Raw genomic sequence first — 23,289 nt, 5'->3', positions numbered from 1 at the left:
ACGCCGCCCCGCGCAGGGTCCGGAGACCGTCAGGACGGCCAGATACTGGCCAGCAGGCCGGAGAGGGCGGTGGCGATACGGGTTTCGCCGTAGAGCACCAGCGTGAGCAACAACATGAAGATGACAGACAGCGACAACTGTCCCGAGTGCCGGGCCAGGTCGGTCAGGAGGGGTGACATGATGAACCTCGACAAGTCTTTGTTCTTGTGGAGGCCGCGCCCGACAGTGGAGTCGGAGCAGTGGGTACCGGGCAGAGGCAGGTCAGGTCGATTGCCGTCTGCGCAACGACGGCACGCTGTTGGACCCCGGACAGCGCCGGGCGGCAGCCTGTGCGACGCCGCAAGGCGGCACGCACAACCTGAGAGACAAGCAAAAACGGCCGGAGTTCCGGCCGTGATCATGTCGTGTGACGCGTAGAGAATGAAGGTGGCTGGCGGGGCGGATTTCAGCGGCCGCCGTCACGGCCACGTGCCTGCCAGCCGGGGCCGGCATTGGTCGGTCGCATGTCACTGCTGCGCAATGTGGCATCGGTCTGGCCGCCGCGATCCTGCGGCTGACGCACCGTGCGATCATCGTCACGGACCGGGGCGCCGGCAGGCCGTCCACTCAGCCGGTCATCGTTTCGCGCACGAGCTTCCATCCTCTCGATCTGCGCGCGCACATGGTCCCGGCTTTCCGCGCGCACACTCGCCATTTCCCAGCCGCCGGCTGCACGACTCATGCGCACCGAGGCATCGGAGCGAGCGTGTTGCCAGAAAGCGACTTGTGCATGGCCGGTGGCAATGCTGCCAATCAGGCCGGATGCGGCCAGAATACCAGCCACCAGAAGGCGCAGGTGGGGGCGGGTAAGCATGCGAGATCCCAAGATCCTGGAAGGGGGAAAGAGTCAGGAATGGGTTCATGGTACGCAGGGGCTTTGTGATCGCCTATGCGAATCCCGTTACCGGTGTAACGGATTGTTTCGCCTTTTTTGCCATGCTTCCGGCGTTCCCTGAATCGCCATGCGCTGCACGGATTGGCACGGTTTTGAGGCGCTGTTCAAGGGGCGTAGCGGATCCGGTAAATGACGCCGACCATGTCGTCGCTGACCAACAGCGAGCCGTCGGGCGCGACCTGGACATCGGCGGGCCGCCCCCATGGCTTGCCGCCTTGCAGCCAGCCTTCGGCAAAGACGTCCTGGCGCACGGCGCGGCCATTCTCGTCCAGCACCACGCGCACTATCCGGTAGCCGCTGCGCTCGGTTCGATTCCAGCTCCCATGCTCTGCGATGAAGACGTTGTTTGTCCGGTATTCAGCGGGAAACTGCTTGCCGGTGTAGAAGCGCATGCCAAGCGCCGCCACGTGCGCCCCGAGCTTCGCCACTGGCGCGACGAATGCAGAGCAAGGGTGTTGCTTGCCGAACTCGGGGTCGGCGATGGTGCCGGCGTGGCAGTAGGGGTAGCCGAAGTGTTCGCCGGTGCGGGTGGCGCGGTTGAGCTCGTCGTCGGGCTGGTCATCGCCCAGCCAGTCGCGGCCGTTGTCGGTGAACCAGAGTTCATGCGTCGCAGGATGCCAGTCGAAGCCCACGGTGTTGCGTACGCCGCGCGCCACCACCTGAAGGTCGGAGCCATCGGGCTTCATCTTCATGATGTTGGCGTAGCGATTCTCGTCGGGCGCGCAGATGTTGCAGGGCGCGCCGACCGGTATATAGAGATAGCCGTCCGGGCCGAAGGCGATGAATTTCCAGCCGTGGTGGGTTTCCGTCGGAAAGCGGTCGGTGACCGTCACCGGCTTGGGGGGCTTGTCCAGTTGGGCGTCGATGTTGTCGAGGCGGACGATGCGCGAGGTCGACGACGCGTAGAGCGCGCCGTCGCGAAAGGCGACGCCCACCGGCATTGTCAGGCCCGATGCAATGACACGTACTTTCGGGTTTGGCGCCAGCGGCGAAGGCAGTGCGTACACTTTGCCCTCGCTGCGGCTGCCCACGAACAGCGTGCCGGCGGGCGAGAATGTCATGCCGCGCGCGCCGGGCACATCGTCGCTCAGGACTTCGATGCGGAAGCCCGCGGGCAGGCGGATCTGGTCGAGCGGCAAGGCCGCCCGCGCGGGCGGCGCCGACAGCATTGACCAGGCAAGGCCAAGTGCCGCGACGGCACGGACGGCGTTTCCGGGGTGCAGATTGGGGCGCATGACAACCTCGCTCGTCGGGGTTTTTGCCACGATGCCCCGCCCCGCGTGTTGCGTCAACAGCGCACAGGCTGGAGGACGCGTCGCGGGAAGGGCCTAAGTGTTTGTTGGGGCTCGGGAATTGGGCTATACTCTTGCGTTTCGTGTTCGCACACCCCCCCGTTTTTTCGAGGAATAACCCCATGGTCGTAATCCGTCTGGCTCGCGGCGGCAGCAAGAAGCGCCCGTTCTTCAATATCGTTGCTACCGATTCGCGCAACCGTCGCGATGGCCGTTTCATCGAACGTATTGGCTTCTACAACCCGCTGGCTTCCGGCAAGGAAGAAGGTCTGCGCGTTGTGCAGGACCGCCTGACCTACTGGCAAGGCGTTGGCGCTCAACTGTCGCCGACCGTTGCCCGCCTGGTCAAGCAAGCCTCCAAGGCCGCTGCCTGATTGTTGCGATGACGCGCTGTCATTGATGGCGCGCGACTGACGCACCGTCCACGTGACTGGCAATACAACCGGCCGCAAGCCGCTGAACCGGCCGCAAGCCGCCACGCAAGGCGGGGCGCCTGGCCAGCCGGCCAAATTGCCTGCCACGCTGCTGTCCACCGACAGCCTGCCTGACGATCTCGTCGAGGTAGGTTATGTGGGTGCGGCCTACGGTATCCGGGGCTGGATCAAGGTCCTGCCGCATGCCGACGACGCCTCCGCATTGCTCCACGCCCGCCGCTGGTGGCTGCTTCGTGCGCCACAGGCCGGTGTGGTATCGGCGCCGGCCCAGCAGGCCGAGGCGGTCAGCGTCAAGATTGCCCAGTCGCGGGAACATAGCGGTACCGTGGTGGCGCAAGCCACCGGCGTGTCTGACCGTAATGTGGCCGAAGCCCTCAAGGGGCGTCGCGTCTGGGTCCGGCGTGCGGATTTTCCCGCGCCGGAAGAAGATGAGTTTTACTGGGTCGACCTGATCGGTTGTGCCGTGGTCAACGAGCAGGGCGAAACGCTCGGCGAAGTGTCCGGCCTTATCGATAACGGCGCTCACCAGCTCCTTCAGGTGGCGTATACGCTGCCGGACGGTAAGGCCGCCGAGCGGCTGGTTCCGTTTGTCGACGCGTTCCTGCGTACGGTGGACATCGCCGGGAAGCGGATCGTGGTGGACTGGGGGCTCGACTACTGAAGTTGTCCGCCGGGCAGATCGCCTGACGGGCCACCATGGGAGGCGCGGATGCAGTTCGATGTAATCACGCTGTTTCCCGAGATGTTTCGCGCGCTGACCGACTGGGGCATTACCAGCCGGGCGGCCAAGCAGCAGCGCTATGCGCTGCGGGCCTGGAATCCACGCGATTTTACCGTCGACAATTACCGCACGATCGACGATCGCCCCTACGGCGGTGGTCCTGGCATGGTGATGCTGGCCAAGCCGCTGGACGATGCGATTGATGCCGCCGCAGCGGCGCAGTCGCAGGCGGGTGTCGACAAGCCGCACGTGGTGCTGATGTCGCCGCAGGGCGCCACGCTCACGCACGAGAAGGTGATGTCGCTGTCGCAGCGGCCAGGTCTGGTGTTGTTGTGCGGGCGGTATGAGGCAATCGACCAGCGACTGATCGACCGTCGCGTGGACGAGGAAATCAGCCTCGGTGATTTTGTGCTGTCCGGAGGCGAACTGCCCGCGATGGCGCTAATCGATGCGGTGGTACGGCATCTGCCCGGTGTATTGGGCGATGCGCAATCGGCGGTGCAGGACAGTTTCGTGAACGGCCTGCTTGATTGTCCGCACTACACGCGGCCGGAAGAATACGAAGGTGTGCGGGTTCCCGATATTCTGCTCGGGGGCCATCACGCCGAGATTGAGAAATGGCGGCGTCAGCAGGCGCTGGCCAATACCGCGAGCAAGCGGCCCGACCTGATCGTGGCTGCGCGCAAGCAAGGTTTGTTGTCCAAGGCCGACGAGAAGTTCTTGTCGGACTGGACGGCGAAAGCAGGGCGGGAGTTCGCTCCCGCCAAGTGAAAATCCCATCCTCTGCCGGGGCCCAGGCATGTCCTGGGGCATACAACGCTGGCACGATGGTCAAGGAGAAAAAACGATGAACATCATCGAGCAGATCGAGAAGGAAGAGATCGCGCGTCTCACCGCGAACAAGACCATCCCCGCATTCGCACCTGGCGACACCGTGATCGTCAACGTGAACGTGGTGGAAGGTACCCGCAAGCGCGTGCAGGCCTACGAAGGCGTGGTGATCGCCAAGCGTAACCGCGGCCTGAACTCGTCCTTCATCGTGCGCAAGATCTCGTCGGGTGAAGGCGTGGAACGTACGTTCCAGCTGTACTCGCCGCTGATCGCCGGCATCGAAGTGAAGCGTCGCGGCGACGTGCGTCGTGCGAAGCTGTACTACCTGCGCGAGCGCTCGGGCAAGTCCGCACGTATCAAGGAAAAGCTGGTCTCGAAGGCACCGAAGGCTGCTGCCGCCGAGTAAGGCAACTCCTGCCGTGTCGGGCAACCGGCATGGCATGGTTTCGGAAAGGACACCCTCGGGTGTCCTTTTTGCATTCGGGCGCACGAAGTGTGCGGCGTTGCACGGCCGCATCAGATCCGCGTATCACGGCCATCGCAGGCATCGCACGCTGCTCGTGCTGCACTGCCACATCTTGCGCATCTGTCATACTTGTTGACGTTATGCGCCCCATATTCGATCCAGAAACGCTGCCCGTCATTGAGACGGATGACAGTCGTGCACCGCTTTCCGCGCCCCGGATGCGCCCGGACTTCATCCGGCACCGGCTGCTATCTCCGCCCGCGTGGGAACCAGAACTGACCGATGAATCCCGCGTCTACGACAAGACGCGCGGCCTGCGCGAGGCCGCCGTGCTGGTGCCGTTGGTCGAGCACAAGGACGGCCTGACCGTTCTGCTGACCCAGCGTAATGCCAATCTGAATGCCCATGCGGGCCAGATCAGTTTTCCCGGTGGACGCCAGGAAACCTACGATGCGGATCGCATTGCCACGGCCTTGCGTGAGACGGAGGAAGAGATCGGGCTCGGGCGCGACTATGTCGAGGTGCTGGGATCGTTGCCGGACTACATTACCGGCACGGGCTTCCACGTCAGCCCGATTGTCGGGCTGGTGCGCACCGGCTTCACGCTGCAACCCGACGCGGGCGAAGTGGCCGATGTCTTCGAAGTGCCCCTGGCGTTCCTGATGGACCCGTCACGCCACGAGCGGCGACTGCTGCGCTGGGTGGACGGCGAACGGCAGTTCTACGCGATGCCGTATCCGCGCGAAGGCGGCGGCCATCGCTTTATCTGGGGCGCGACGGCCGGCATGATCCGCAACCTTTACCACCTGCTTGCGGCCTGAGATCACGGCAACGTGGGGCGCTGCGAGGCGGATGTGACGCGTGAGTGCGACGTAGATTTGGGGCGCGCCGCGTGCCTTGTCCGCGATCAGGCCGCGGCGACCTGAGCGGCATTCGCCGCGGCGGTCGGCCCACAATGGGGGCATTGCTTACCCACCACGTAGTGAGGGTGCTGCTGCTCTTCCGGCGTGACAACGGCCCGGCAGGCAAAGCACTGTACCGGACCCGCCGGTTCCAGCTCGGGATTCAGAGCCGTCCGATAGTCGAAGACAAAGCAGTCACCCTTGTAGTGGCTGCCGCCGACTTCCTCGAAATACTTCAGGATGCCGCCTTCGAGCTGGTAGACGTGGTCGATGCCCACTTCCTGCATATGGATCGCCGCTTTCTCGCAGCGGATGCCACCGGTGCAGAACGACACGACGGTCTTGCCCTCGAGCGCCGCCTTGTGGGCGGCCACGGCCGGCGGGAAATCGCTGAATTTCGCGATGTCGTATTCCACCGCGTTCTCAAACGTGCCGACCGCAACCTCGAACGCATTGCGCGTATCGAGCATCACCACCGGGCGGCCGTTATCGTCATGGCCCCGGTCGAGCCAGCGCTTGAGATCCGCCGGTCGCACGGACGGTGCGCGACCCGACTCTGGGCGGATCAGCGGCATTTTCATCGTGATGATTTCTTTCTTCTCGCGCACCAGCATCCGCTTGAACGGCTGGTTTTCGGACAGGCTTTCCTTCGGCGCGATATCGGCAAACCGGGCATCCGCGTGCAGCCAGGCCATGAAACCGTCGATGGCTTCGCGCGAGCCTGCCAGGAACATGTTGATGCCTTCCGGGGCGAGCAGGATCGTGCCCTTGAGGCCGGCGGCCTCGCAGCGCGCGCGCATTTCCGGACGCAGGGTCTCGATGTCGTCGAGCGTGACAAATTTGTAAGCGGAAATGTTGACGATCTGCATAGGACGACGGTGCCCGGCCTGCGCGGAGGGTCGCGCAGTAACTGCCTGATTGGAAAGGCGAAATTATAGCCTGTCAGGGCGGCCGCGGGCGGGTAATCCCAACTTGGCCGATCGGCCATGCGTGGCGCGTGAAGCCACATGACTTTACGAAAAGTCTCGGTCGCCGGGGCGGGGGGAGCCGGTACAATGGCGCCCTATGTCCGCACCCCGCTTCGTACACCTCCGCCTGCACTCCGAATACTCCATCGTGGACGGCATCGTTCGCCTGGAGGATGCCGTCAAGGCCGCCGCCAAGGATGGCATGGGCGCCCTTGCGCTGACCGACCTCGCCAACGCCTTCGGCCTCATCCGTTTCTATAAGGAAGCGCGTGGTAGCGGCGTCAAGCCGGTAGTGGGCGCTGACGTCTGGCTGACCAATGCCGATGACCGCGACAAGCCCGCCCGCATGCTGTTGCTCGTGCAGGACCGCCTCGGCTACCTGAATTTGTGCACACTGCTGTCGCGCGCATGGCTCGGCAACCAGCATCGCGGTCGCGCCGAATTGGAGCCGGGCTGGTTCGAGGAGCCAGGCGAAGAGGGGCTGCCGCTTGCAACTGGCCTGATCGCGCTATCCGGTGCCATGGGCGGTGACGTGGGCCAGGCGCTGGCCAACGGCAATGAGGACGGCGCACGCCGGGCCGCGCAGCATTGGGCGACCATTTTCCCGCAACGTTTCTACATCGAACTGCAGCGCGCCGGCCTGCCCGGTACCGATGCTTATGTGCAGCAGGCGGTGCAACTGGCGGCAGCGCTGCAGTTGCCCGTGGTGGCCACGCATCCTGTGCAGTTCATGACGCCGGATGACTTCACGGCGCACGAAGCCCGCGTCTGCATCGCCGAGGGCGAACTGCTGGCCAACCCGCGTCGTACCCGCAAGTTCACGACGGACCAGTACTTCAAGACGCAGGACGAGATGTGCGCGCTGTTCGCGGACATTCCCTCCGCGCTGCAGAACGCGGTGGAAATCGCAAAGCGCTGCAACCTGACGCTGGAACTCGGCAAGCCGCGCCTGCCCCTGTTCCCGACGCCGGATGGCATGTCGCTGGACGACTACCTCGTCCTCATGGCGCGCGAGGGCTTGGAAAAGCGACTCACGGTCCTGTTCCCCAATGAGGCCGAGCGCGAGGCCAAACGTCCGGAGTACTACGCCCGCCTGGAGTTCGAGACCGGCACCATCATCAAGATGGGTTTCCCGGGCTACTTCCTGATCGTGGCGGACTTCATCAACTGGGCCAAGAACAACGGCGTGCCGGTGGGGCCGGGCCGTGGTTCGGGCGCCGGTTCGCTCGTTGCGTACGCTCTGGGCATTACCGACCTGGATCCGCTCAAGTACGCGCTGCTGTTCGAGCGTTTCCTGAACCCGGAACGGGTATCGATGCCCGACTTCGACATCGACTTCTGCCAGCACGGCCGCGATCGCGTGATCACGTACGTGAAGGAAAAATACGGCAAGGATGCCGTGTCCCAGATCGCCACGTTCGGCACCATGGCCGCCAAGGCCGCCGTGCGCGACGTGGGCCGCGTGCTCGACCTCGGCTATGGCTTTGTCGATGGCGTGGCCAAGCTGATCCCGTTCAAGCCGGGCAAGCTGGTCACCATCGAGGAAGCCAAGAAGGAAGAGCCGGTCCTGGCCGAGCGCGAGAACAACGAGGAAGAAGTCCGCCAGTTGCTGGAGCTGGCGCAGCGCGTGGAAGGCATGACGCGTAACGTCGGCATGCATGCCGGCGGCGTGTTGATCGCGCCTGGCCGCCTGACCGATTTTTGCCCGCTCTACACGCAGGGCGGCCAGAACGACGGCATGAGCGGTGTGGTCAGCCAGTACGACAAGGACGACGTGGAAGCGGCCGGCCTGGTCAAGTTCGACTTCCTGGGCCTGACCACGCTGACGATCCTCGACTGGGCCGAGCGCTATATCCGCCGGCTCGATCCGTCGAAGGCCGACTGGAACTGCAGCCATATTCCGCTCGACGATGGTCCTGCGTTCGACATCCTGAAGACCGCCAACACGGTGGCCGTGTTCCAGCTGGAAAGTCGCGGCATGCAGGGCATGCTGAAGGATGCCAAGCCTGACCGCTTCGAGGACATCATTGCGCTGGTGGCGTTGTACCGCCCCGGCCCGATGGACCTGATTCCGAGCTTCTGCGCGCGCAAGCATGGCCGCGAGAAGGTGGAGTACCCCGATCCGCGCGTTGAGCCGGTGCTCAAGGAGACCTACGGCATCATGGTCTACCAGGAGCAGGTGATGCAGATGGCGCAGATCATCGGCGGCTACTCGCTGGGCGGCGCCGACCTCTTGCGCCGCGCCATGGGCAAGAAGAAGGCCGAGGAAATGGCCAAGCATCGCGAGCTGTTCCGCGAGGGCGCCGACAAGAACGGGCTGTCGTCGCAGCAGGCCGACGATATCTTCGACCTGATGGAAAAGTTCGCGGGCTACGGCTTCAACAAGTCGCACGCGGCAGCCTATGCACTGCTGGCGTACTACACCGCCTGGCTCAAGGCCCATCATCCGGCCGAATTCATGGCAGCCAACATGTCGCTGGCCATGGACGATACGGACAAGGTCAAGATCCTCTACGAAGACTGCCGGCTGAACGGGATCAAGGTGTTGCCGCCGGACGTCAACGCCAGCGAGTACCGCTTTGCGCCGACCGACGGCAAGACCATTCGCTATGGCCTGGGCGGTATCAAGGGGTCCGGGCAGGGCGCCATCGAAGACATCCTGCGCGCACGCGAGGAGAAGCCGTTCGGCGACCTGTTCGATTTTTGCGAGCGCGTGGACCGTCGTCAGGTCAATCGCCGCACGATCGAGGCACTGATTCGCGCCGGCGCGTTTGACAGCCTCAACGACAACCGCGGCCAGCTTCTGGCGTCGGTGTCGATCGCGATGGAAGCGGCCGACCAGAAGGCCGAGTCTGCCAACCAGGTGTCGCTGTTCGACCTGATGGGCGATGCCGGCGAGGCGCACCGTCCGGAGCTGATGGACGAGCCGCGATGGACGCCCAAGCGTACGCTGCAGGAAGAAAAGCAGGCGCTCGGCTACTACTTCTCGGGCCATCTGTTCGATGCCTGGCGCGATGAGGTGCGCCGCTTCGTCAAGGGCACGCTGGGCGCCCTTGAGAAGGAAGTGCAGGGCAACGGCGGCGGGTATGGCCGCGACGTGCGCGGCAAGGTGGTGGCCGGTGTGATCACTGGCATCCGCACGCAGATGACCCAGCGGGGCAAGATGCTGATCGTGCAACTCGACGACGGCACCGGCCAGATCGAGATGACGGTTTTCAACGAACTGTTCGACGCCAACCGCCATATGTTCCGTGAGGACGAGCTGCTGATCGCGCAGGGCAACGCGCGTCACGACACGTTCACCGGCGGGGTGCGCTTTACCGCCGAATCGGTCATGGACCTGGTGGCCGCGCGGGCGAAGTATGCCGATGCTGTCTGCCTGGGCTTCAACGGCAATGCATCGACGGAGCGGCTGCGCGAACTGCTGACACCGTACCTGGCCAATACGGCCCGCGCGCCGGGCTTGCCAGTGCGCATCCGCTATGTGAGCAAGACCGCGCAGTGCGAAGCCATGCTGAGCGATCAGTGGCAGATCACGCCGTCCGATGACGCGCTGGCCAGTTTCCGTATTGCGCTGGGCGACAGCGTGCGCATGATCTATGGCTGATGGCATGACGCATTCCATTTCCGACGTGCGCAAGCAGAGAATCCTGTTTCACCTGACACATTTCCTGCATGGCGGCATCGAGACGTCGCTCGTTTCGCTGCTGTCCTCGCTGGATCGCAGCCGGTTCGAGATCGGCCTGACGCTGACCTATCCGACCGACGCGCTGGAATCGCATTTCCGGGAGCTTTTGCCTGCCGATGTGAAGGTGCATGTATTGGCCCCCGAGCCCTGGCTGTCGCGCTGCCGCCAGCTCAAGAAGGCACGCAAGCTCGGACCGCTCGGCAAGATCTACGAGGAATTGCTGCTGCCGCCCGTGCGCAAGCCGCTGCTGAACCGGCGCTTCCGCCGCATCGTGGGCGACTATGACATCGTGGTGGACTACGACATGTCGCTGTCGCGCCTGACGGGGCGGCTGCCGGTGCCGATGATCGGCTACCAGCATTTCAGCGTGGCGCACCTGGCGCGCGGTCACCGACGCAAGCTGCGCAAGCTACGGCGGCAGTGCCGGGAGCACTATGACGCCGTTGTGACGTTGAACGACAGCATGCTGCGGGATGCGCGCGCGCTGATCCCGGAGGCCGCCGACAAGTTCGTGCGGCTGTACAACGCGATTGACCTCGACAGCATTCGCACCCGGGCGCTGGCGTCCGTGAATGCGCCGACGCAGCCGTTTATCGTCTCCGTTGGTCGCCTGGAGGAGAGCCAGAAGGACTTCACGACGCTGCTGCGCGCCTATGCGCAACTGGCGAAGGACGGCATCGACGAGCGACTCGTGCTGGTCGGCGATGGCGCATCGCGCGCGCAGCTGGAGGCGCTGGCGGCCTCGCTGGGCATTGCGGATCGCGTGACATTTTCCGGTTTCCAGCCCAACCCGTATGCATGGATTCGCAGGGCCCGGCTGATGGCGTTCAGCTCGAAGATGGAAGGGCTGCCCAACGTGCTGCTGGAGGCCCTGGCCGTGGGGCAGGTCGTGGTGAGCACCGACTGTCCCACCGGGCCGCGCGAGATCCTCGATGAGGGCCGTGCGGGGCTACTGGTGCCAGTAGGCGACGTGCAGGGGCTGGCTGGCGCGATCCGTCGCGGCTTGCAGGACGCCCCGCTGCGCGAGGCATTGCTTGCGCACGCGGCGCGCCATATCGAACAGATGGGTTTTGGTCCGACCGCGCTGGAGTTCAGCGTGGTTGTGGATCGCCTGATTGCGGCTGCTGCCTTGCCTGCTGCTGCAGCAGCCACAGTTTGACGTATTTGTAGTAGCTGGCCTGTCCGTTCATCAGCGCGACCCCCAGCCCCTGTGGGCCGTCGAGGAAACCGCGCCGGAACAGGTATGTGCGCAGGAACGCCCAGCTACCGTGCAGCATGGCGCCCGCCGGCGATGCGGTCTTGCCGCGCTGGAATGCCTGATGGGCGCCCAGCGTCGAATACTGGTCGATCTTGCGCAGGACCTGCGAAAAATCGTCGTAGGTGTAGTGCAGCAGCGGCGTACGCAGATGCCCGACCGCGGAGTCCGTGACGACGTTTTCGTGGACCAGATCGTCCGTGAAGCGGGCCTTGCCACGGCGGAACAGGCGCGTGATGCGGTCCGGATACCAGCCGCCGTGGCGGATGAAGCGGCCGCAGAAGCGGGAGAGCCGGGGCATGTCATAGGCATCGGCCTGCCCGGCGTCGATGGCGGCCAGGATTTCGTCGCGCAGTTCAGGCGTGACGCGTTCGTCGGCATCGATGGAGAGTACCCATTCGCTCTGGGCCTTCGACAGGGCGAGGTTCTTCTGGGGGCCGAAGCCTGGCCATGTCGTGGTCTCCCAGACCTCGGCGCCCATGGCGCGGGCGGCCTCCACGGTGCCATCCGTGCTGCCGGAGTCCACTATAATCGCGCGGTCGCACCAGGACACGCTTTCGAGGCACTCCCGGATATTGTGCGCCTCGTTTTTTGTTATCAGTACGACAGAGATTTTCATAGAGATGCTTGCAATGGGGTACCGTCAACCGGCGCTGGCGCCACTGGCCAACGTCATCGTTCTTTCGTTTCCCGTCCTGTTGCTGTGCGTACCGCGCGGTGCCGGGGTATTCATCGGGCTCGTGCTGCCTGGCGCGCTGCTGGCCAACCGTCGGCTGGCCGGGGCATGGCGCACCTGCCGCGCGGAATTGCGCCCCCTTGGGCTCGCCATTCTAGCGGTACTCACCGCAATACTGGTTTCTCCCGCGGTAGTCCACGGTAACTGGAACATGCTGGACAACTCCTCGCGCCTGTCGCTGGCGACCGCCGTCGAGGCAAGAAATACTCCCCGCACCGCCGGGGCGGAGTCATCGTGAACGAAAACAATAAATCAACGACCCAGGAAACCGATACCCTCAAACGCGTCTGGGCCTACCTGAAGCCCGAGATGCGGGTCTTCCTGCTGGCGATCCTGGCCATGGGCGTCGTCGCCGCCTGCGAAGGGATCATCCCGAAGGTCGTCAACGACCTGCTCGACAAGGGCTTTGGTGGCGCCTATGCGGGCAAGCTCTGGCATGTGCCGGCATTGCTGACCGGCGTGGCGCTGGTGCGCGGCGTGTCGCAATTCGCCTCCGGCTTCCTGCTCGCACAGATTTCCAACCGCGTGCTGCTGAGGATGCGGATGCAGATGTTCAGCCGCATGCTGCAAGCGCCCGCGCTCTTCTATCATCGCAATACGGCCGCATCCCTGATCAACGCGGTGATCTTCGAGGTCAATCAGGTGCTGCAGATCCTGACCGGCGTGCTGATCACGCTGGTACGCGATTCGCTGACCGTGGTGGCGTTGCTGATCTACCTGTTCTATACCAATTGGCGTCTGACACTGGTGGTGGCGGTGCTGTTGCCGGTGATCGGCTTCATCATGTCGAGGGTGAATCGCCGGCTGCGGCGGCTCAACCGCGATCATCAGGCGCTGACCAACACGGCCGCCTACGTGGTCGAGGAAGCCGCGGGTGGCTACAAGGTCGTCAAGCTGCATGGTGGCGAGACCTATGAGCTATCCCGCTTCGAGGCCATGGCAGAACGCCTGCGCGGCTATTCGATGCGCATGGCGGTGGCTGGCGGGCTGAACCAGCCGGTGACGGCATTCCTGGCGGCGCTGGCGCTGTCCGTGATCCTGACCATCGCCATGGTCCAGGCGCAGGGCAACCAGACCACTGTGGGTGGCTTCACCGGTTTCGTGATGGCGATGCTGCTGCTGATCTCGCCGCTGAAGCACCTGACCGACCTGAATCAGCCTCTCCAGCGCGGCCTGACCGCCGCCGAGATGATCTTCGGGCTGATCGACGAACCGATCGAGCCGCAGACCGGCGGCCTGCCGCTGGACCGTGCTCAGGGCGACCTCGTCTTCAACGATGTCGGTTTTCGCTATGGCGATGCCGGACGTCCCGCGCTGAACCACGTCAGCTTCCGCGCCGCGCCCGGCGAGGTGGTGGCACTGGTTGGCCCGTCCGGCAGCGGCAAGACCACGCTGGTCAACCTGGTGCCGCGCTTCTTCGATCCGACCGAAGGGCGGATCCTCCTGGATGGCCAGTCGATCGACAAGATCGCACTGGTCGACCTGCGCCGTCAGATCGCCTTCGTGAGCCAGGATGTGGTGCTGTTCAACGACACCGTCGCGGCGAACGTGGCGTATGGCGTGCATTCGCACGAGCAGATCGATATGGCGCGCGTCGAGCGGGCGCTGGCGGCGGCGTACCTGACCGAAGTGGTCAAGGGGCTGCCGGAAGGCCTGGAGACCAATATCGGTGACAACGGCATGAAGCTCTCGGGCGGCCAGCGGCAGCGTCTGGCCATCGCGCGCGCGATCTACAAGGACGCGCCGATCCTGATCCTCGATGAAGCCACGTCGGCGCTCGATTCCGAATCCGAACGCCAGGTGCAGGCGGCGCTGGAATCGCTGATGGTGGGCCGGACCACACTGGTCATCGCCCACCGCTTGTCGACGATCGAGAACGCCGACCGGATCGTTGTGCTGGAGCATGGCCGCGTGGCAGAGCAGGGCACGCACGCCGAACTGCTGGCGGCTAGCGGTCTCTACGCTGGCCTGCACCGCATCCAGTTCGCGACGCAGGACTAGGCGCTTCCTGTCAGGTTTCAAAGCTTGTTTCAAAATGAAGCGAAGCGGTCCTGGCTAGGCGTGCGGCCGCAGACAGTACAAGTGGTACGGCAAGGCCGCGCAACGACGCCAGGATCGTTTTGAAACGAGCGCTTAGCGGCCGCGGCGCGCCTGCCGCGGCCGGGCATGTACCAACAGGGGGATACACCCCGAGGAGACAGCATGACCCACGCCCATCCCCCGATCAGCCGCTACCCGGTTCCCGCCATCAAGGATCTGCCGGACGACATCCGCCAGCGCATTCTCGACGTCCAGGGGAAGGCCGGCTTTGTCCCCAACGTTTTCCTTGCCCTGTCCCATCGGCCGGACGAGTGCCGTGCGTTCTTTGCCTATCACGACGCGCTGATGCTCAAGGAGACGGGCTCGCTGACCAAGGGCGACCGCGAAATGATCGTAGTCACCACGTCCGGCGCCAACCAGTGCCTCTACTGCGTGGTGGCCCATGGCGCGATCCTGCGGATCTACGAGAAGAAGCCGCTCGTTGCGGATCAGGTTGCCGTCAACTATCGCAAGGCGGATATTTCACCGCGCCAGCGCGCGATGCTCGATTTCGCGATGAAGGTCTGCCAGTCGTCCCACGAGATCAGCGAAGCCGACTTTGACGCGCTGCGCACGCACGGCTTCGACGACGAGGATGCCTGGGATATTGCCGCCATTACCGCGTTCTTCGGCCTGTCGAATCGGATGGCCAACACCATCGGCATGCGGCCGAACGACGAGTTCTTCCTGATGGGGCGCGTGCCCAAGGCAAAGTAGCCAGCCACGGCCGAAAGCCGGCGACGGCCGGTKACTGGCGAAGTCCTCAGCCGCCGGCGCCGGCGTCAGCGTATTTCCGCGCAGGCGCCGCTCTTCGGATCGAACAGGACTGGCCACGCCTGCTCATAGATGCCAGGCGTGCAATGCTTCTCGCAGCTGGCGTGGGCCAGCGTGATGCGCCGTGGGTCTTGCCAGACCATCAGCTTGCAACCGCTGCCGTCCACGGCGTGCAGCTCGATGTGTGGCGTCTGCTGTACCTGCTTGAATTCATCGAGATCGAAGTGGCAGGAACCCCGCCGGGATACCCAGAGTTTCCAGGTCAGCGTCTGCACGGCATTGTGCGATACGCGCACCATCGCTTCCTCGCGGAAGCCGTCTTCCTCGGTGCGCTTGCAAGCGGCGGAAATATGGATCTCGTGCGGCACGATAGGCGTGGCACGGGCCACTGGCGGTGGCGGTGGATACGATTTGGACGAGGCAGGTGGTTCCTGCACCGGCGGGGGACGATTGACCAGCATGGGCGGCACGCACGCCGCGCACAAAAAAATAGCCAGCATGGCTGGCAGGGTTGGCGTGAACGGCATGCTGGCTCCTCGATACGACACGGGCGTCATGGCATGTAGACGGACCGTCCCTTCAGTGTAGGGGATGGGTATCCGAAGGCGAGCCGCATGTGATTGGGACAAGTCCTAAGTACGTGCCGGCTGGCGATGACTATATTCAGAGAATGTGGTCGCTACACGCGTTCCAGCGCGCGATGCGGGAGCGCTGGCAGCACCGTTTCGATCACATCGCCAGGGCGCACCATGCCGCCCGCCAGCACCACTCCCATCACGCCCGCCTTGCGTACGAGTGCCCCCAACGCATCCCGATACACCAACTGCCCGCGCAGCCCCTTTCGGAACTGGTCGATCTGCGCGCACGGATTGCGCAGGCCAGTGATTTCGATCTCGGCGGTGCCGATGTGCAGGCGTGTGCCCGTGGGCAGACGCAGCAGATCGATTCCTTGCGTGGTGATGTTCTCGCCCAGTTCCCCATAACCGACGTCGAAGCCCGCCTCCGCCAGCGCGGCGTGCAGTTCCGCGTGGATAAGGTGGACCTGGCGCAGGTTCGGCTGGGTCGGATCGACGGCCACGCGTGAGCGATGCTGCACGGTGACGCCCGCGTGGGCATCGCCTTCCACCCCAAGTCCGGCGAGGAGCCGGATGGCATCCTCGCGCGGTTTGCTGAACCCGTGGGCCGGGCTGCGGCTGACGGCAACAACACGTACCCCGGCACCCACCGGCGCATCCACGGGCCCCGTCGCCATCTCAGGCCACCTCGCGCACGGCTTCACGCGGCGCCGCGTGTGCGGCCGCATGCCGCACCGCCGGGTAGCCTGCTGCAAAGACCAGCCGGCCGGCCGACCACGTATGCGTGACCAGCGGCTGGCCCGCCACGCTGGCCACGGCGATCACGTCGGCGCGGGCGCCTGGCACCAGTCGCCCGCGATCCGTCAGCAGGCAGGCGTCGGCCGGGTTGGCGGTGACCAGCGCCAGTGCCTCGTTGAGCGGCAACCCGGCCAGGCGCGCAGCGGCAAAGGTCGCGGCAATCAGCGTCGACGGCTGGTAGTCCGAGCAGAGGATGTTGCCCACGCCGGCATGGATCGCATCGATCGCACGCATCGACCCGCTTTGGCTCTTGCCGCGCAGTACGTTGGGCGCGCCGAGGATCGTCGGCAGCGCATGCGTCGAAGCGGCCTGCGCGGTCTCGACGTTGATCGGGAACTCGCTCATACGCACGCCCAGTGCGTGCATGGCGGCGATGCGCTGCGGGGAGTCGTCGTCGTGGCTCGCAGTGGGAATGCCCAGCGCGTGTGCCTTTGCCACCAGCCGGCTCACGCGTTCATGCGCGCCGTCGAGCTCGGCGGTCTTCTTTGCCGCGGCATCGGCGGCTTCCTGGCGGCTCATGCCGTGGTTGCCCATCATGTACGACAGATAGGCATCCAGTGTCTTGAACTGGCCCTGGCCCGGCGAGTGATCCATCACGGACAGCAGGTCGACCACGCCTTCTTCCATCAGCATCTCCAGCACCGGCACGGCGGCGGCGTCGGTGACTTCATAGCGGCAGTGGATGCGATTGTCGACGAGGCTGTGTTCGCGATACGCGGACACGGTGCGCACCAGCGTGGCCGCAGTGTCGTTGTTGCGCACGCCAAACTGATTGCTGGCGAACGACAGCGCGTGGTACGGCGTGGTGATGCCGGCCGCGGCGTTGCGGCGGTCCACCTGGGCCACGGCGAAGTCCAGAGGGAACAGCACGTTGGCGCGCGGCTCGGCTTCCTTTTCGATTGCGTCGCAATGCACGTCGATCAGGCCCGGCATCACGGCATGGCCGCGAAGGTCGATCACAGTGGCTTGGGCGGGCACCGCGGATGGCGCGGGTTCGATGGCGGCGATGCGGCCGTCGTCGATCAGCAATGCGCTGTCTTGCAGCACGCGGTCGGGCAGCACCAGGGTGGCGTGCGTCAGATAGGTAGCAGACATGTCCGATTCCGTTTCAGGTCTGGTCAGTTCGGGTCAGGCGAGGGCGGTGACCGGCTGCAGCGGCAGCAGGCGCGTGGCCACCGCATCACGGACGGCGTCGTCGTGGAAAATCCCGATCAGGGCGCGGCCTTCGGCCAGCGCTTCCCGGATCAGTTCGATCACCACGGCGCGGTTGTCGGCATCGAGCGAGGCGGTCGGCTCGTCGAGCAGCAGGATCGGATGGTCGCCGATCAGCCCGCGAGCGATGTTCACGCGCTGCTGCTCGCCACCCGAGAACGTGGCAGGAGGCAGATCCCACAGGCGACGCGGCAGGTTCAGGCGCTCCAGCAGCACGGCGGCCCGGGCCCGGGCTTCCTCGTGGCTGGCGCCGCGCTGCTGCAGGGGGTCGGCCACCACGTCCAGCGCTGACACGCGCGGAATCGCACGCAGGAACTGGCTGACGTAGCCGATCACGTCGCGGCGCAGTTTTAGCACGCGTTGCTCCGGGGCATTGGTCAGCTCGACCCACGGCTCGCCTTCGGTGCTGGTGTCGCGCAGGCGGATGGTGCCTTCGGTGGCCAGGTAGTTGCCGTACAGGCAGCGCAGCAGCGTGCTCTTGCCGGTGCCGGAGCGGCCCGACAGGACCAGGCATTCGCCGCGGGCGGCGTCGAAATCGATCGCACGCAGCACGGGCAGGCGGATGCCGCCCTGGTTGTGCAACGTGAACATCTTGCCGAGGCCACGGACCTCAATCAGCTTCTGTGCATTCTCAGCTTGCATCGTCGTCAGCCCTGCAGGATGGAGGAAACCAGCAGTTGCGTGTAAGGGTGCTGGGGGTCGTCGAGGATCTGGTCGGTCAGGCCCTGCTCCACCACGCGCCCGCCCTGCATGACCAGCGTGCGATGTGCCAGCAGGCGCGCCACGGCCAGGTCGTGCGTGACGAGGATGGCGGCGAGGCCAAGGTCGGTCACCAGGCGGCGCAACAGGTCCAGCAGGCGGGCCTGCACGGAGACGTCCAGCGACGCCGTCGGCTCGTCCATGAACACCAGGCGCGGATGCGTGACCAGGTTGCGGGCGATCTGCAGGCGTTGCTGCATGCCACCCGAGAAGGTGCTGGGCACATCGTCCAGGCGGGCCAGGTCGATCTCCATCTTCTCGAGCCAGGCGCCGGCGATTTCGCGCAGGTCGCCATAGTGACGCTCGCCCACGGCCATCAGGCGCTCGGCGATGTTGGCGCCGGCGCTGACCTGCATGCGCAGCCCGTCGCGAGCGTGCTGGCGCACGAAGCCCCAGTCGGTGCGGGCCAGCAGGCGCATGCGTGCGCTGGACAGCGCGGCCAGGTCGGTCAGACCGGACTCGCGCATGTCGTAGCTGACGCTGCCGCGCTGCGGCGGTGCCTGCATCGACAAGGCCTGCAACAGCGTGCTCTTGCCGGAGCCCGATTCACCTACCACGCAGAGCACCTCGCCCGGGTAGAGATCGAAATTGACGTCATGGCAGCCATGCACGCCATCCCAGGTACGCGTGAGGTTGCGTACCGACAGCAGCGGAGTCGCGCTCATTGCGCACCTCCCGCCGCCGCTTTCACGGCCTGCGTGGCCTGACGGTCGGCGCAGTACTCGGTATCCGAGCACACGAACAGGCGTGTGCCGGCATCGTCGGTGATGATTTCGTCGAGGTAGCTGTCCGTGGCTCCGCACTGCGCGCAGCAGCTCGACCACTTTTCCACGGTGAACGGATGATCGACGAAGTCCAGGCTCCTGACCGAAGTGTACGGCGGCACGGCATAGACGCGCTTCTCGCGTCCGGCGCCGAACAACATTAGCGCGGGGCTGCGGTCGAGCTTGGGATTGTCGAACTTGGGAATCGGCGACGGCCGCATCATGTAGCGCTGGTTGACGATCACGGGATAGTCGTAGGTGGTGGCGATGTGCCCGTGATGGGCGATGTCCTCGTAGAGCTTGACGTGCATCGCGCCGTATTCGGCTAGCGAGTGCATGGTGCGGGTTTCGGTCTCGCTCGGCTCCAGCCAGCGCAGCGGCTCGGGGATGGGCACCTGGTACACCATCGTCTGGCCTGCGCGCAGCGGCGTTTCCGGAATGCGGTGACGCGTCTGGATGATGCTTGCCTCCGCGGTACGCTCGGTGGTCTGCACGCCGGTCACGCGGCCGAAGAAGCGGCGAATGTTGATGGCGTTGGTGGTGTCGTCCGAACCCTGGTCGATCACCTTGAGCACATCCTGCTTGCCGATGATCGCGGCGGTGACCTGGATGCCGCCGGTGCCCCACCCGTAGGGCAGCGGCATTTCGCGGCTGCCGAACGGGACCTGGTAGCCGGGGATGGCCACGGCCTTGAGCAGCGCGCGGCGCAGCATGCGCTTGGTCGATTCGTCGAGGTAGCCGAAGTTGTAGTGATCGTCGCGGGCGACAGCGCCCGGGGTGGCGTTGACCTGACTCATGCCAGCGTCTCCTCTTGCGATTGCGGCCGGGATTGTGGCTCGGTGGGTGGCTGAACCTGCGGCACGGGTTGCGGTGCGGTGGAGGCCAGGTTGGCGGCATCCGCCTCCGCGCGCAGGCGGCGCAGCAGTTCCAGGTTGGCCTGGAAGTCCACGTAGTGGGGCAGCTTCAGATGCTGCACGAAGCCGGAGGCCTCGACGTTATCGCTGTGGTACAGCATGAACTCGATGTCGTTGGCCGGGGCGTCGGCGGCTTCGCCAAGTTCTCCGGCGCGCATCGCGCGGTCGGCCAGCGCCATCGACATCGCCTTGCGTTCGTTGTAGCCGAACACCAGGCCGTAGCCGCGCGTGAAGCGCGGGGCTTCCTCGGCGTTGCCGGCAAACTGGCTGACCATCTGGCATTCGGTCAGCTCGACTTCGCCGATCGTCACGGCGAACCCAAGCTCTTCGACAAATAGTTCGACTTCGGCCGTGCCGTAGCGGATCTCCGCCGCGAACGGATGCGAGTTGCCGTAGCCGCGTTGCGTCGAGTAACCCATCGACAGCAGGAAGCCTTCGTCGGCGCGCGCCAGGTTCTGCAGCCGCGCGGCGCGGCTGGCAGGGAACGTCAGCGGCTCGCGCGTCAGGTCCGGCGGCGTGGGGTCGCCGGCGGGAACCTCGTCGGCTTCCACCAGTTCTTCTGCTTCCAGCAGGCCCGTCACGCGCGGCATGCTCGCGGCGAGCGGTTCCGCCGATGGCGGCAGCGGTGCCGGTTCGCGGCCCGCTTCGAGCGAGAAATCCAGCAGGCGCTGCGTGTAGTCGTAGGTCGGGCCCAGCACCTGGCCGCCCGGCACGTCCTTGAACGTCGACGAGATCCGGCGTTGCAGGCGCATCGTGCCGGTGTCCACCGGCTGGGTATAGCCAAAGCGCGCGAGCGTGGTGCGATACGCGCGCAGCAGGAAGATGGCCTCGATCTGGTCGCCGGCCGCCTGCTTCAATGCCAGCGCGGCCAGGTGCGGGTCGTACAGCGAACCCTCGGCCATCACGCGCGACACCGCCAGCGGCATCTGTTCGCGGATCTGCGCGAGCGCGAGTTCTGGCACCGACGTATCGCCGCGACGATACGTGTCGAGCATCTGGTAGGAATTCAGGATGGCGCGTTCGCCCCCTTTGACGGCAACGTACATGTCAGTCCTCCACTTGCGTGGTGCGCGTCAGTGCGCTGAATTGGTGGGCGCTGGCCAGCAGCAGGTCCACGCCGAGCGGAAAGCCCGCGTTGTTGGCGCGCCAGCGGGCGCGGAAGTCGGCGGGCAGGCCGGCGACGCGCAGCGCCTGCGTGGCCTCGATACCGGGACCGCGCAGCGTCAGCGTGTCGCCTTCGGTCAGCGAGGCGACTTCCATCATCAGCGTGGCCGAGCGATCCGGATAGGCCGGTACGCCTTGCGCACAGTCGGCCAGGTTCGGCATGGCATGTCCAGCGGGCACGCAGACGAAGGTCGCGGCGCCGAGGTCGTCCACCAGCGGGCAGCCGCAATGGAAGCGCAGGAACGCGCGTGCCGCGGCGGGTACGTCTGCAGGCAGCCAGACCGGCGTGTCGGGATCGGCCAGCGTCAGCAGCAGCGCGGCCAGCGCGGGCGACAGGCCATCGGGCAGGCCGCTGGTAACGGGCAGGGTCTCCACGCGACCCGGATGGGCAAATGCTTCCAGCGTGGCGCGAAACACTTGCTGCGCGTCGTCGACCGGGTTGTCGAAGCCGGGCAGCAGCGAGGTGGCCGGGGTGGCAGGCATAGCGGTGGTGGTCGGGATCGGTGGGATCGATGGGATGGTCGGCATGTCAGTCCTCTCCGCGGACCATGGTGAAGAACTCGACGCGCGTCTGGGCGGCGGTGGCCGCCTCGTGCGCCGCGTGCTCGGCAAGGGTCTGAGCCAGCGGCGCCAGCACGATGTCCTGCACGCGCTGATGCCAGGCTGGACGCTGCAGCAGGGCATCCAGTACGGCCGCCTGCTCCGCATGGCGCACGCCGCGCCCCTGCACGTAGGCCACGCCTGCCGTGCCATCGACGCTGCCCGCATCGCCGTCTTCCAGGACGACCGCGCAGCGCGTGACCGTGACTTCGCCCAGGTTGAACTGGGCACCGGTGCCGCCTGCGCGGGCCCGCACCATCGCCATGCCGGATTCCGGCTTGCGCAGCAGGCGGTAGCCGGGCAGGGCACCCGACTCGCCGAGCCGCGCGTAGGCCGCATCGAGCGCGTCCGTTTGCGCCAGCGCCAGGATCCGCAGCCATGCGGCGCGGGCCGCGTTGGCCTGATTGGCGGTTTCGCTTTGCATCATCACCCCTATACGTCTATACGTTTAGATGTAAACTACCACAACACGGCGCTACTAGACCACAGCCAGATGAACGTTTCATGACGGGTCCGGCGATTGCTCGGACACTTGCCGAGACGCGGGACGGGCGCCCCGGGGCTGAGGCACAATCGCATGGTATTGATGAATGCTTGATGACAAGAGGGCAGGGCAAGATGTCTGATCGAGAAGTCGAACGCGGCTCCGGCGTGGCCGTGTGGCGCCAGATTGGCGAGGCGCTGGCGGACGACATCCGCAACAAGCTGTATGGCCCCGGCGAGCAGCTGCCGCCTGAGCCGGAGCTGGCCACGCGGTTCGCCGTGAACCGCCACACCATCCGGCGCGCCATGGGCGAGCTGGAGCTGAGCGGGCTGGTGCGGATCGAGCAAGGCCGCGGCACCTTCGTGCAGGAACACGCCATCGACTACGCGATCGGGCGCCGCACGCGGTTTTCGCAGAACCTGGCCGCGCAGGGCATGCGCGGGCACATGGAGATTCTCGATAGCCAGGTCGTGCGCGCACCGGAAGTGGCCAAGCACCTGGGCCTGCCGCGCACGGCCGAAGTCCTGCACGTGCAGATGGTCGGCAAGGCCGAGGACCGCACCATCGACGTCGCCGAGCACTATTTCGATCTCAAGCGGTTCCCGGCCATGGACGCGCAACTGCGTGAGATGCAATCGATCTCGCGCGCACTGGCGCATTTCGGCATCGCGGACTACACGCGCAAGTGGTCGCGCATCACGGCCGCCATGCCAAGCGCGCCGGTGGCGCGGCTGCTGAACCAGCCGAAGACGCGTCCCGTGCTGCAGGTGGAAGCGCTGAACGTCGATATCGATGGCGCACCTGTGCAGTACAGCATGGTGAGGTTTGCCGGCGACTGGGTTCAGCTCACCGTGTCCGACAACGACTGAGCACAAGGGTTGCGACGTTGCCGTACAGTGAGACGGCCTCGCCGCATTGGTCTAGACATCCGTCTGTCAT

At 65.4% G+C, this 23,289-nt stretch carries 25 protein-coding genes; 11 read left to right on the top strand and 14 right to left on the bottom strand.

Annotation, left to right across the window (positions count from 1 at the left end):
* Nucleotides 1-29: 29 nt before the first annotated feature.
* The 3 genes from AC1DOX_RS13140 to AC1DOX_RS13130 all read right to left on the bottom strand — a co-directional run bounded on the left by AC1DOX_RS13140 (nucleotide 30) and on the right by AC1DOX_RS13130 (nucleotide 2,169).
* Complete coding sequence (locus tag AC1DOX_RS13140; protein ID WP_441619724.1) at nucleotides 30-179, bottom strand: hypothetical protein; 150 nt, start codon at nucleotides 177-179, stop codon at nucleotides 30-32.
* 266 nt (nucleotides 180-445) lie between these two features.
* A complete protein-coding gene (locus AC1DOX_RS13135; RefSeq protein WP_441619722.1) occupies nucleotides 446-853 on the bottom strand; it encodes a hypothetical protein in 408 nt (135 codons plus the stop codon).
* Between the two features lie 185 nt (nucleotides 854-1,038).
* Nucleotides 1,039-2,169: a PQQ-dependent sugar dehydrogenase gene (locus AC1DOX_RS13130; RefSeq protein ID WP_441619720.1), complete on the bottom strand. Its 1,131-nt coding sequence runs from the start codon at nucleotides 2,167-2,169 to the stop codon at nucleotides 1,039-1,041.
* Nucleotides 2,170-2,348: 179 nt separating this feature from the next.
* On the opposite strand from AC1DOX_RS13130, the gene rpsP reads away from it, so the two are divergent.
* The 5 genes from rpsP (at nucleotide 2,349) to AC1DOX_RS13105 (ending at nucleotide 5,499) form a co-directional block, all read left to right on the top strand.
* Entirely contained in the window at nucleotides 2,349-2,600 is a 252-nt protein-coding gene (rpsP, locus tag AC1DOX_RS13125; RefSeq protein ID WP_092139088.1) for a 30S ribosomal protein S16, read from the top strand.
* Nucleotides 2,601-2,652: 52 nt separating this feature from the next.
* Nucleotides 2,653-3,321 carry a ribosome maturation factor RimM gene (gene rimM, locus AC1DOX_RS13120; protein ID WP_441619718.1) on the top strand — a complete coding sequence of 223 codons (669 nt, stop codon included), beginning with the start codon at nucleotides 2,653-2,655 and terminating at the stop codon, nucleotides 3,319-3,321.
* 48 nt (nucleotides 3,322-3,369) lie between these two features.
* Nucleotides 3,370-4,152, top strand: a complete 783-nt coding sequence (gene trmD, locus AC1DOX_RS13115) for a tRNA (guanosine(37)-N1)-methyltransferase TrmD (RefSeq protein ID WP_441619716.1) — start codon at nucleotides 3,370-3,372, stop codon at nucleotides 4,150-4,152.
* A 76-nt stretch (nucleotides 4,153-4,228) separates the two neighbouring features.
* Nucleotides 4,229-4,618, top strand: coding sequence for a 50S ribosomal protein L19 (rplS, locus tag AC1DOX_RS13110; protein WP_092139082.1), 390 nt, complete (start codon nucleotides 4,229-4,231; stop codon nucleotides 4,616-4,618).
* A gap of 200 nt (nucleotides 4,619-4,818) precedes the next feature.
* Nucleotides 4,819-5,499 carry a CoA pyrophosphatase gene (locus AC1DOX_RS13105; protein ID WP_441619714.1) on the top strand — a complete coding sequence of 227 codons (681 nt, stop codon included), beginning with the start codon at nucleotides 4,819-4,821 and terminating at the stop codon, nucleotides 5,497-5,499.
* An 86-nt stretch (nucleotides 5,500-5,585) separates the two neighbouring features.
* On the opposite strand, the gene AC1DOX_RS13100 is transcribed toward AC1DOX_RS13105, so the two are convergent.
* On the bottom strand, nucleotides 5,586-6,449 hold the full coding sequence (locus AC1DOX_RS13100; RefSeq protein WP_441619712.1) for a sulfurtransferase: 864 nt from the start codon (nucleotides 6,447-6,449) through the stop codon (nucleotides 5,586-5,588).
* Nucleotides 6,450-6,645: 196 nt separating this feature from the next.
* Here AC1DOX_RS13100 and dnaE point away from each other — a divergent pair, with 196 nt between their 5' ends.
* Both dnaE and AC1DOX_RS13090 read left to right on the top strand, forming a co-directional pair.
* Entirely contained in the window at nucleotides 6,646-10,155 is a 3,510-nt protein-coding gene (gene dnaE, locus AC1DOX_RS13095) for a DNA polymerase III subunit alpha (RefSeq protein WP_441619710.1), read from the top strand.
* A 4-nt stretch (nucleotides 10,156-10,159) separates the two neighbouring features.
* Nucleotides 10,160-11,395: a glycosyltransferase gene (locus AC1DOX_RS13090; protein WP_441619708.1), complete on the top strand. Its 1,236-nt coding sequence runs from the start codon at nucleotides 10,160-10,162 to the stop codon at nucleotides 11,393-11,395.
* Here AC1DOX_RS13090 and AC1DOX_RS13085 read toward each other — a convergent pair.
* Nucleotides 11,328-12,110 carry a glycosyltransferase family 2 protein gene (locus tag AC1DOX_RS13085; RefSeq protein WP_441619706.1) on the bottom strand — a complete coding sequence of 261 codons (783 nt, stop codon included), beginning with the start codon at nucleotides 12,108-12,110 and terminating at the stop codon, nucleotides 11,328-11,330. The two genes, AC1DOX_RS13090 and AC1DOX_RS13085, sit on opposite strands and share 68 nt — an antisense overlap.
* A 13-nt stretch (nucleotides 12,111-12,123) precedes the next feature.
* Here AC1DOX_RS13085 and AC1DOX_RS13080 point away from each other — a divergent pair, with 13 nt between their 5' ends.
* The 3 genes from AC1DOX_RS13080 (at nucleotide 12,124) to AC1DOX_RS13070 (ending at nucleotide 15,023) form a co-directional block, all read left to right on the top strand.
* Nucleotides 12,124-12,465, top strand: a complete 342-nt coding sequence (locus tag AC1DOX_RS13080; protein WP_441619704.1) for a hypothetical protein — start codon at nucleotides 12,124-12,126, stop codon at nucleotides 12,463-12,465.
* Nucleotides 12,462-14,228 carry a lipid A export permease/ATP-binding protein MsbA gene (msbA, locus tag AC1DOX_RS13075; RefSeq protein ID WP_441619702.1) on the top strand — a complete coding sequence of 589 codons (1,767 nt, stop codon included), beginning with the start codon at nucleotides 12,462-12,464 and terminating at the stop codon, nucleotides 14,226-14,228. The genes AC1DOX_RS13080 and msbA overlap by 4 nt, the downstream gene beginning before the upstream one ends.
* A gap of 201 nt (nucleotides 14,229-14,429) precedes the next feature.
* Nucleotides 14,430-15,023: a peroxidase-related enzyme gene (locus AC1DOX_RS13070; RefSeq protein WP_441619700.1), complete on the top strand. Its 594-nt coding sequence runs from the start codon at nucleotides 14,430-14,432 to the stop codon at nucleotides 15,021-15,023.
* A gap of 65 nt (nucleotides 15,024-15,088) precedes the next feature.
* Here AC1DOX_RS13070 and AC1DOX_RS13065 read toward each other — a convergent pair whose 3' ends face one another.
* The 9 genes from AC1DOX_RS13065 to phnG all read right to left on the bottom strand — a co-directional run bounded on the left by AC1DOX_RS13065 (nucleotide 15,089) and on the right by phnG (nucleotide 22,293).
* Entirely contained in the window at nucleotides 15,089-15,607 is a 519-nt protein-coding gene (locus AC1DOX_RS13065) for a hypothetical protein (RefSeq protein WP_441619698.1), read from the bottom strand.
* Nucleotides 15,608-15,759: 152 nt separating this feature from the next.
* Nucleotides 15,760-16,332, bottom strand: a complete 573-nt coding sequence (locus tag AC1DOX_RS13060; protein WP_441619696.1) for an MOSC domain-containing protein — start codon at nucleotides 16,330-16,332, stop codon at nucleotides 15,760-15,762.
* 1 nt (nucleotide 16,333) lies between these two features.
* The gene (locus AC1DOX_RS13055) at nucleotides 16,334-17,548 is read right to left on the bottom strand and encodes an alpha-D-ribose 1-methylphosphonate 5-triphosphate diphosphatase (RefSeq protein ID WP_441619694.1); all 1,215 of its coding nucleotides are present in this window, start codon (nucleotides 17,546-17,548) and stop codon (nucleotides 16,334-16,336) included.
* 33 nt (nucleotides 17,549-17,581) lie between these two features.
* A complete protein-coding gene (gene phnL / locus AC1DOX_RS13050; RefSeq protein ID WP_441619692.1) occupies nucleotides 17,582-18,307 on the bottom strand; it encodes a phosphonate C-P lyase system protein PhnL in 726 nt (241 codons plus the stop codon).
* A gap of 5 nt (nucleotides 18,308-18,312) precedes the next feature.
* Nucleotides 18,313-19,089 (bottom strand): phosphonate C-P lyase system protein PhnK, encoded by a 777-nt coding sequence (phnK, locus tag AC1DOX_RS13045; protein ID WP_441619690.1) that lies wholly within the window; start codon nucleotides 19,087-19,089, stop codon nucleotides 18,313-18,315.
* Nucleotides 19,086-19,985, bottom strand: a complete 900-nt coding sequence (locus AC1DOX_RS13040; protein WP_441619688.1) for an alpha-D-ribose 1-methylphosphonate 5-phosphate C-P-lyase PhnJ — start codon at nucleotides 19,983-19,985, stop codon at nucleotides 19,086-19,088. Before AC1DOX_RS13040 ends, phnK begins: the two co-directional genes overlap by 4 nt.
* Nucleotides 19,982-21,148 (bottom strand): carbon-phosphorus lyase complex subunit, encoded by a 1,167-nt coding sequence (locus tag AC1DOX_RS13035; RefSeq protein WP_441619686.1) that lies wholly within the window; start codon nucleotides 21,146-21,148, stop codon nucleotides 19,982-19,984. Before AC1DOX_RS13035 ends, AC1DOX_RS13040 begins: the two co-directional genes overlap by 4 nt.
* Before the next feature lies 1 nt (nucleotide 21,149).
* A complete protein-coding gene (phnH, locus tag AC1DOX_RS13030; protein WP_441619684.1) occupies nucleotides 21,150-21,794 on the bottom strand; it encodes a phosphonate C-P lyase system protein PhnH in 645 nt (214 codons plus the stop codon).
* 1 nt (nucleotide 21,795) lies between these two features.
* Complete coding sequence (phnG, locus tag AC1DOX_RS13025) at nucleotides 21,796-22,293, bottom strand: phosphonate C-P lyase system protein PhnG (RefSeq protein WP_441619682.1); 498 nt, start codon at nucleotides 22,291-22,293, stop codon at nucleotides 21,796-21,798.
* Nucleotides 22,294-22,484: 191 nt separating this feature from the next.
* Here phnG and phnF point away from each other — a divergent pair, with 191 nt between their 5' ends.
* The gene (phnF, locus tag AC1DOX_RS13020) at nucleotides 22,485-23,219 is read left to right on the top strand and encodes a phosphonate metabolism transcriptional regulator PhnF (RefSeq protein WP_441619680.1); all 735 of its coding nucleotides are present in this window, start codon (nucleotides 22,485-22,487) and stop codon (nucleotides 23,217-23,219) included.
* Nucleotides 23,220-23,289 lie beyond the last annotated feature (70 nt).

The sequence above is a fragment of the Cupriavidus sp. 01L415 genome, from assembly GCF_056400065.1.
This window is presented reverse-complemented; position numbering and strand designations above follow the sequence as displayed.

Excerpts from the sequence above, each read along its gene's own strand:
- AC1DOX_RS13140 (WP_441619724.1), bottom strand. The coding sequence starts at position 179 with ATGTCACCCCTCCTGACCGACCTGGCCCGGCACTCGGGACAGTTGTCG.
- AC1DOX_RS13135 (WP_441619722.1), bottom strand. The coding sequence starts at position 853 with ATGCTTACCCGCCCCCACCTGCGCCTTCTGGTGGCTGGTATTCTGGCC.
- AC1DOX_RS13130 (WP_441619720.1), bottom strand. The coding sequence starts at position 2,169 with ATGCGCCCCAATCTGCACCCCGGAAACGCCGTCCGTGCCGTCGCGGCA.
- rpsP (WP_092139088.1), top strand. The coding sequence starts at position 2,349 with ATGGTCGTAATCCGTCTGGCTCGCGGCGGCAGCAAGAAGCGCCCGTTC.
- trmD (WP_441619716.1), top strand. The coding sequence starts at position 3,370 with ATGCAGTTCGATGTAATCACGCTGTTTCCCGAGATGTTTCGCGCGCTG.
- rplS (WP_092139082.1), top strand. The coding sequence starts at position 4,229 with ATGAACATCATCGAGCAGATCGAGAAGGAAGAGATCGCGCGTCTCACC.
- AC1DOX_RS13105 (WP_441619714.1), top strand. The coding sequence starts at position 4,819 with ATGCGCCCCATATTCGATCCAGAAACGCTGCCCGTCATTGAGACGGAT.
- AC1DOX_RS13100 (WP_441619712.1), bottom strand. The coding sequence starts at position 6,449 with ATGCAGATCGTCAACATTTCCGCTTACAAATTTGTCACGCTCGACGAC.
- dnaE (WP_441619710.1), top strand. The coding sequence starts at position 6,646 with ATGTCCGCACCCCGCTTCGTACACCTCCGCCTGCACTCCGAATACTCC.
- AC1DOX_RS13090 (WP_441619708.1), top strand. The coding sequence starts at position 10,160 with ATGACGCATTCCATTTCCGACGTGCGCAAGCAGAGAATCCTGTTTCAC.
- AC1DOX_RS13085 (WP_441619706.1), bottom strand. The coding sequence starts at position 12,110 with ATGAAAATCTCTGTCGTACTGATAACAAAAAACGAGGCGCACAATATC.
- AC1DOX_RS13080 (WP_441619704.1), top strand. The coding sequence starts at position 12,124 with ATGGGGTACCGTCAACCGGCGCTGGCGCCACTGGCCAACGTCATCGTT.
- AC1DOX_RS13070 (WP_441619700.1), top strand. The coding sequence starts at position 14,430 with ATGACCCACGCCCATCCCCCGATCAGCCGCTACCCGGTTCCCGCCATC.
- AC1DOX_RS13065 (WP_441619698.1), bottom strand. The coding sequence starts at position 15,607 with ATGCCGTTCACGCCAACCCTGCCAGCCATGCTGGCTATTTTTTTGTGC.
- AC1DOX_RS13060 (WP_441619696.1), bottom strand. The coding sequence starts at position 16,332 with ATGGCGACGGGGCCCGTGGATGCGCCGGTGGGTGCCGGGGTACGTGTT.
- AC1DOX_RS13055 (WP_441619694.1), bottom strand. The coding sequence starts at position 17,548 with ATGTCTGCTACCTATCTGACGCACGCCACCCTGGTGCTGCCCGACCGC.
- phnL (WP_441619692.1), bottom strand. The coding sequence starts at position 18,307 with ATGCAAGCTGAGAATGCACAGAAGCTGATTGAGGTCCGTGGCCTCGGC.
- phnK (WP_441619690.1), bottom strand. The coding sequence starts at position 19,089 with ATGAGCGCGACTCCGCTGCTGTCGGTACGCAACCTCACGCGTACCTGG.
- AC1DOX_RS13040 (WP_441619688.1), bottom strand. The coding sequence starts at position 19,985 with ATGAGTCAGGTCAACGCCACCCCGGGCGCTGTCGCCCGCGACGATCAC.
- AC1DOX_RS13035 (WP_441619686.1), bottom strand. The coding sequence starts at position 21,148 with ATGTACGTTGCCGTCAAAGGGGGCGAACGCGCCATCCTGAATTCCTAC.
- phnH (WP_441619684.1), bottom strand. The coding sequence starts at position 21,794 with ATGCCGACCATCCCATCGATCCCACCGATCCCGACCACCACCGCTATG.
- phnG (WP_441619682.1), bottom strand. The coding sequence starts at position 22,293 with ATGATGCAAAGCGAAACCGCCAATCAGGCCAACGCGGCCCGCGCCGCA.
- phnF (WP_441619680.1), top strand. The coding sequence starts at position 22,485 with ATGTCTGATCGAGAAGTCGAACGCGGCTCCGGCGTGGCCGTGTGGCGC.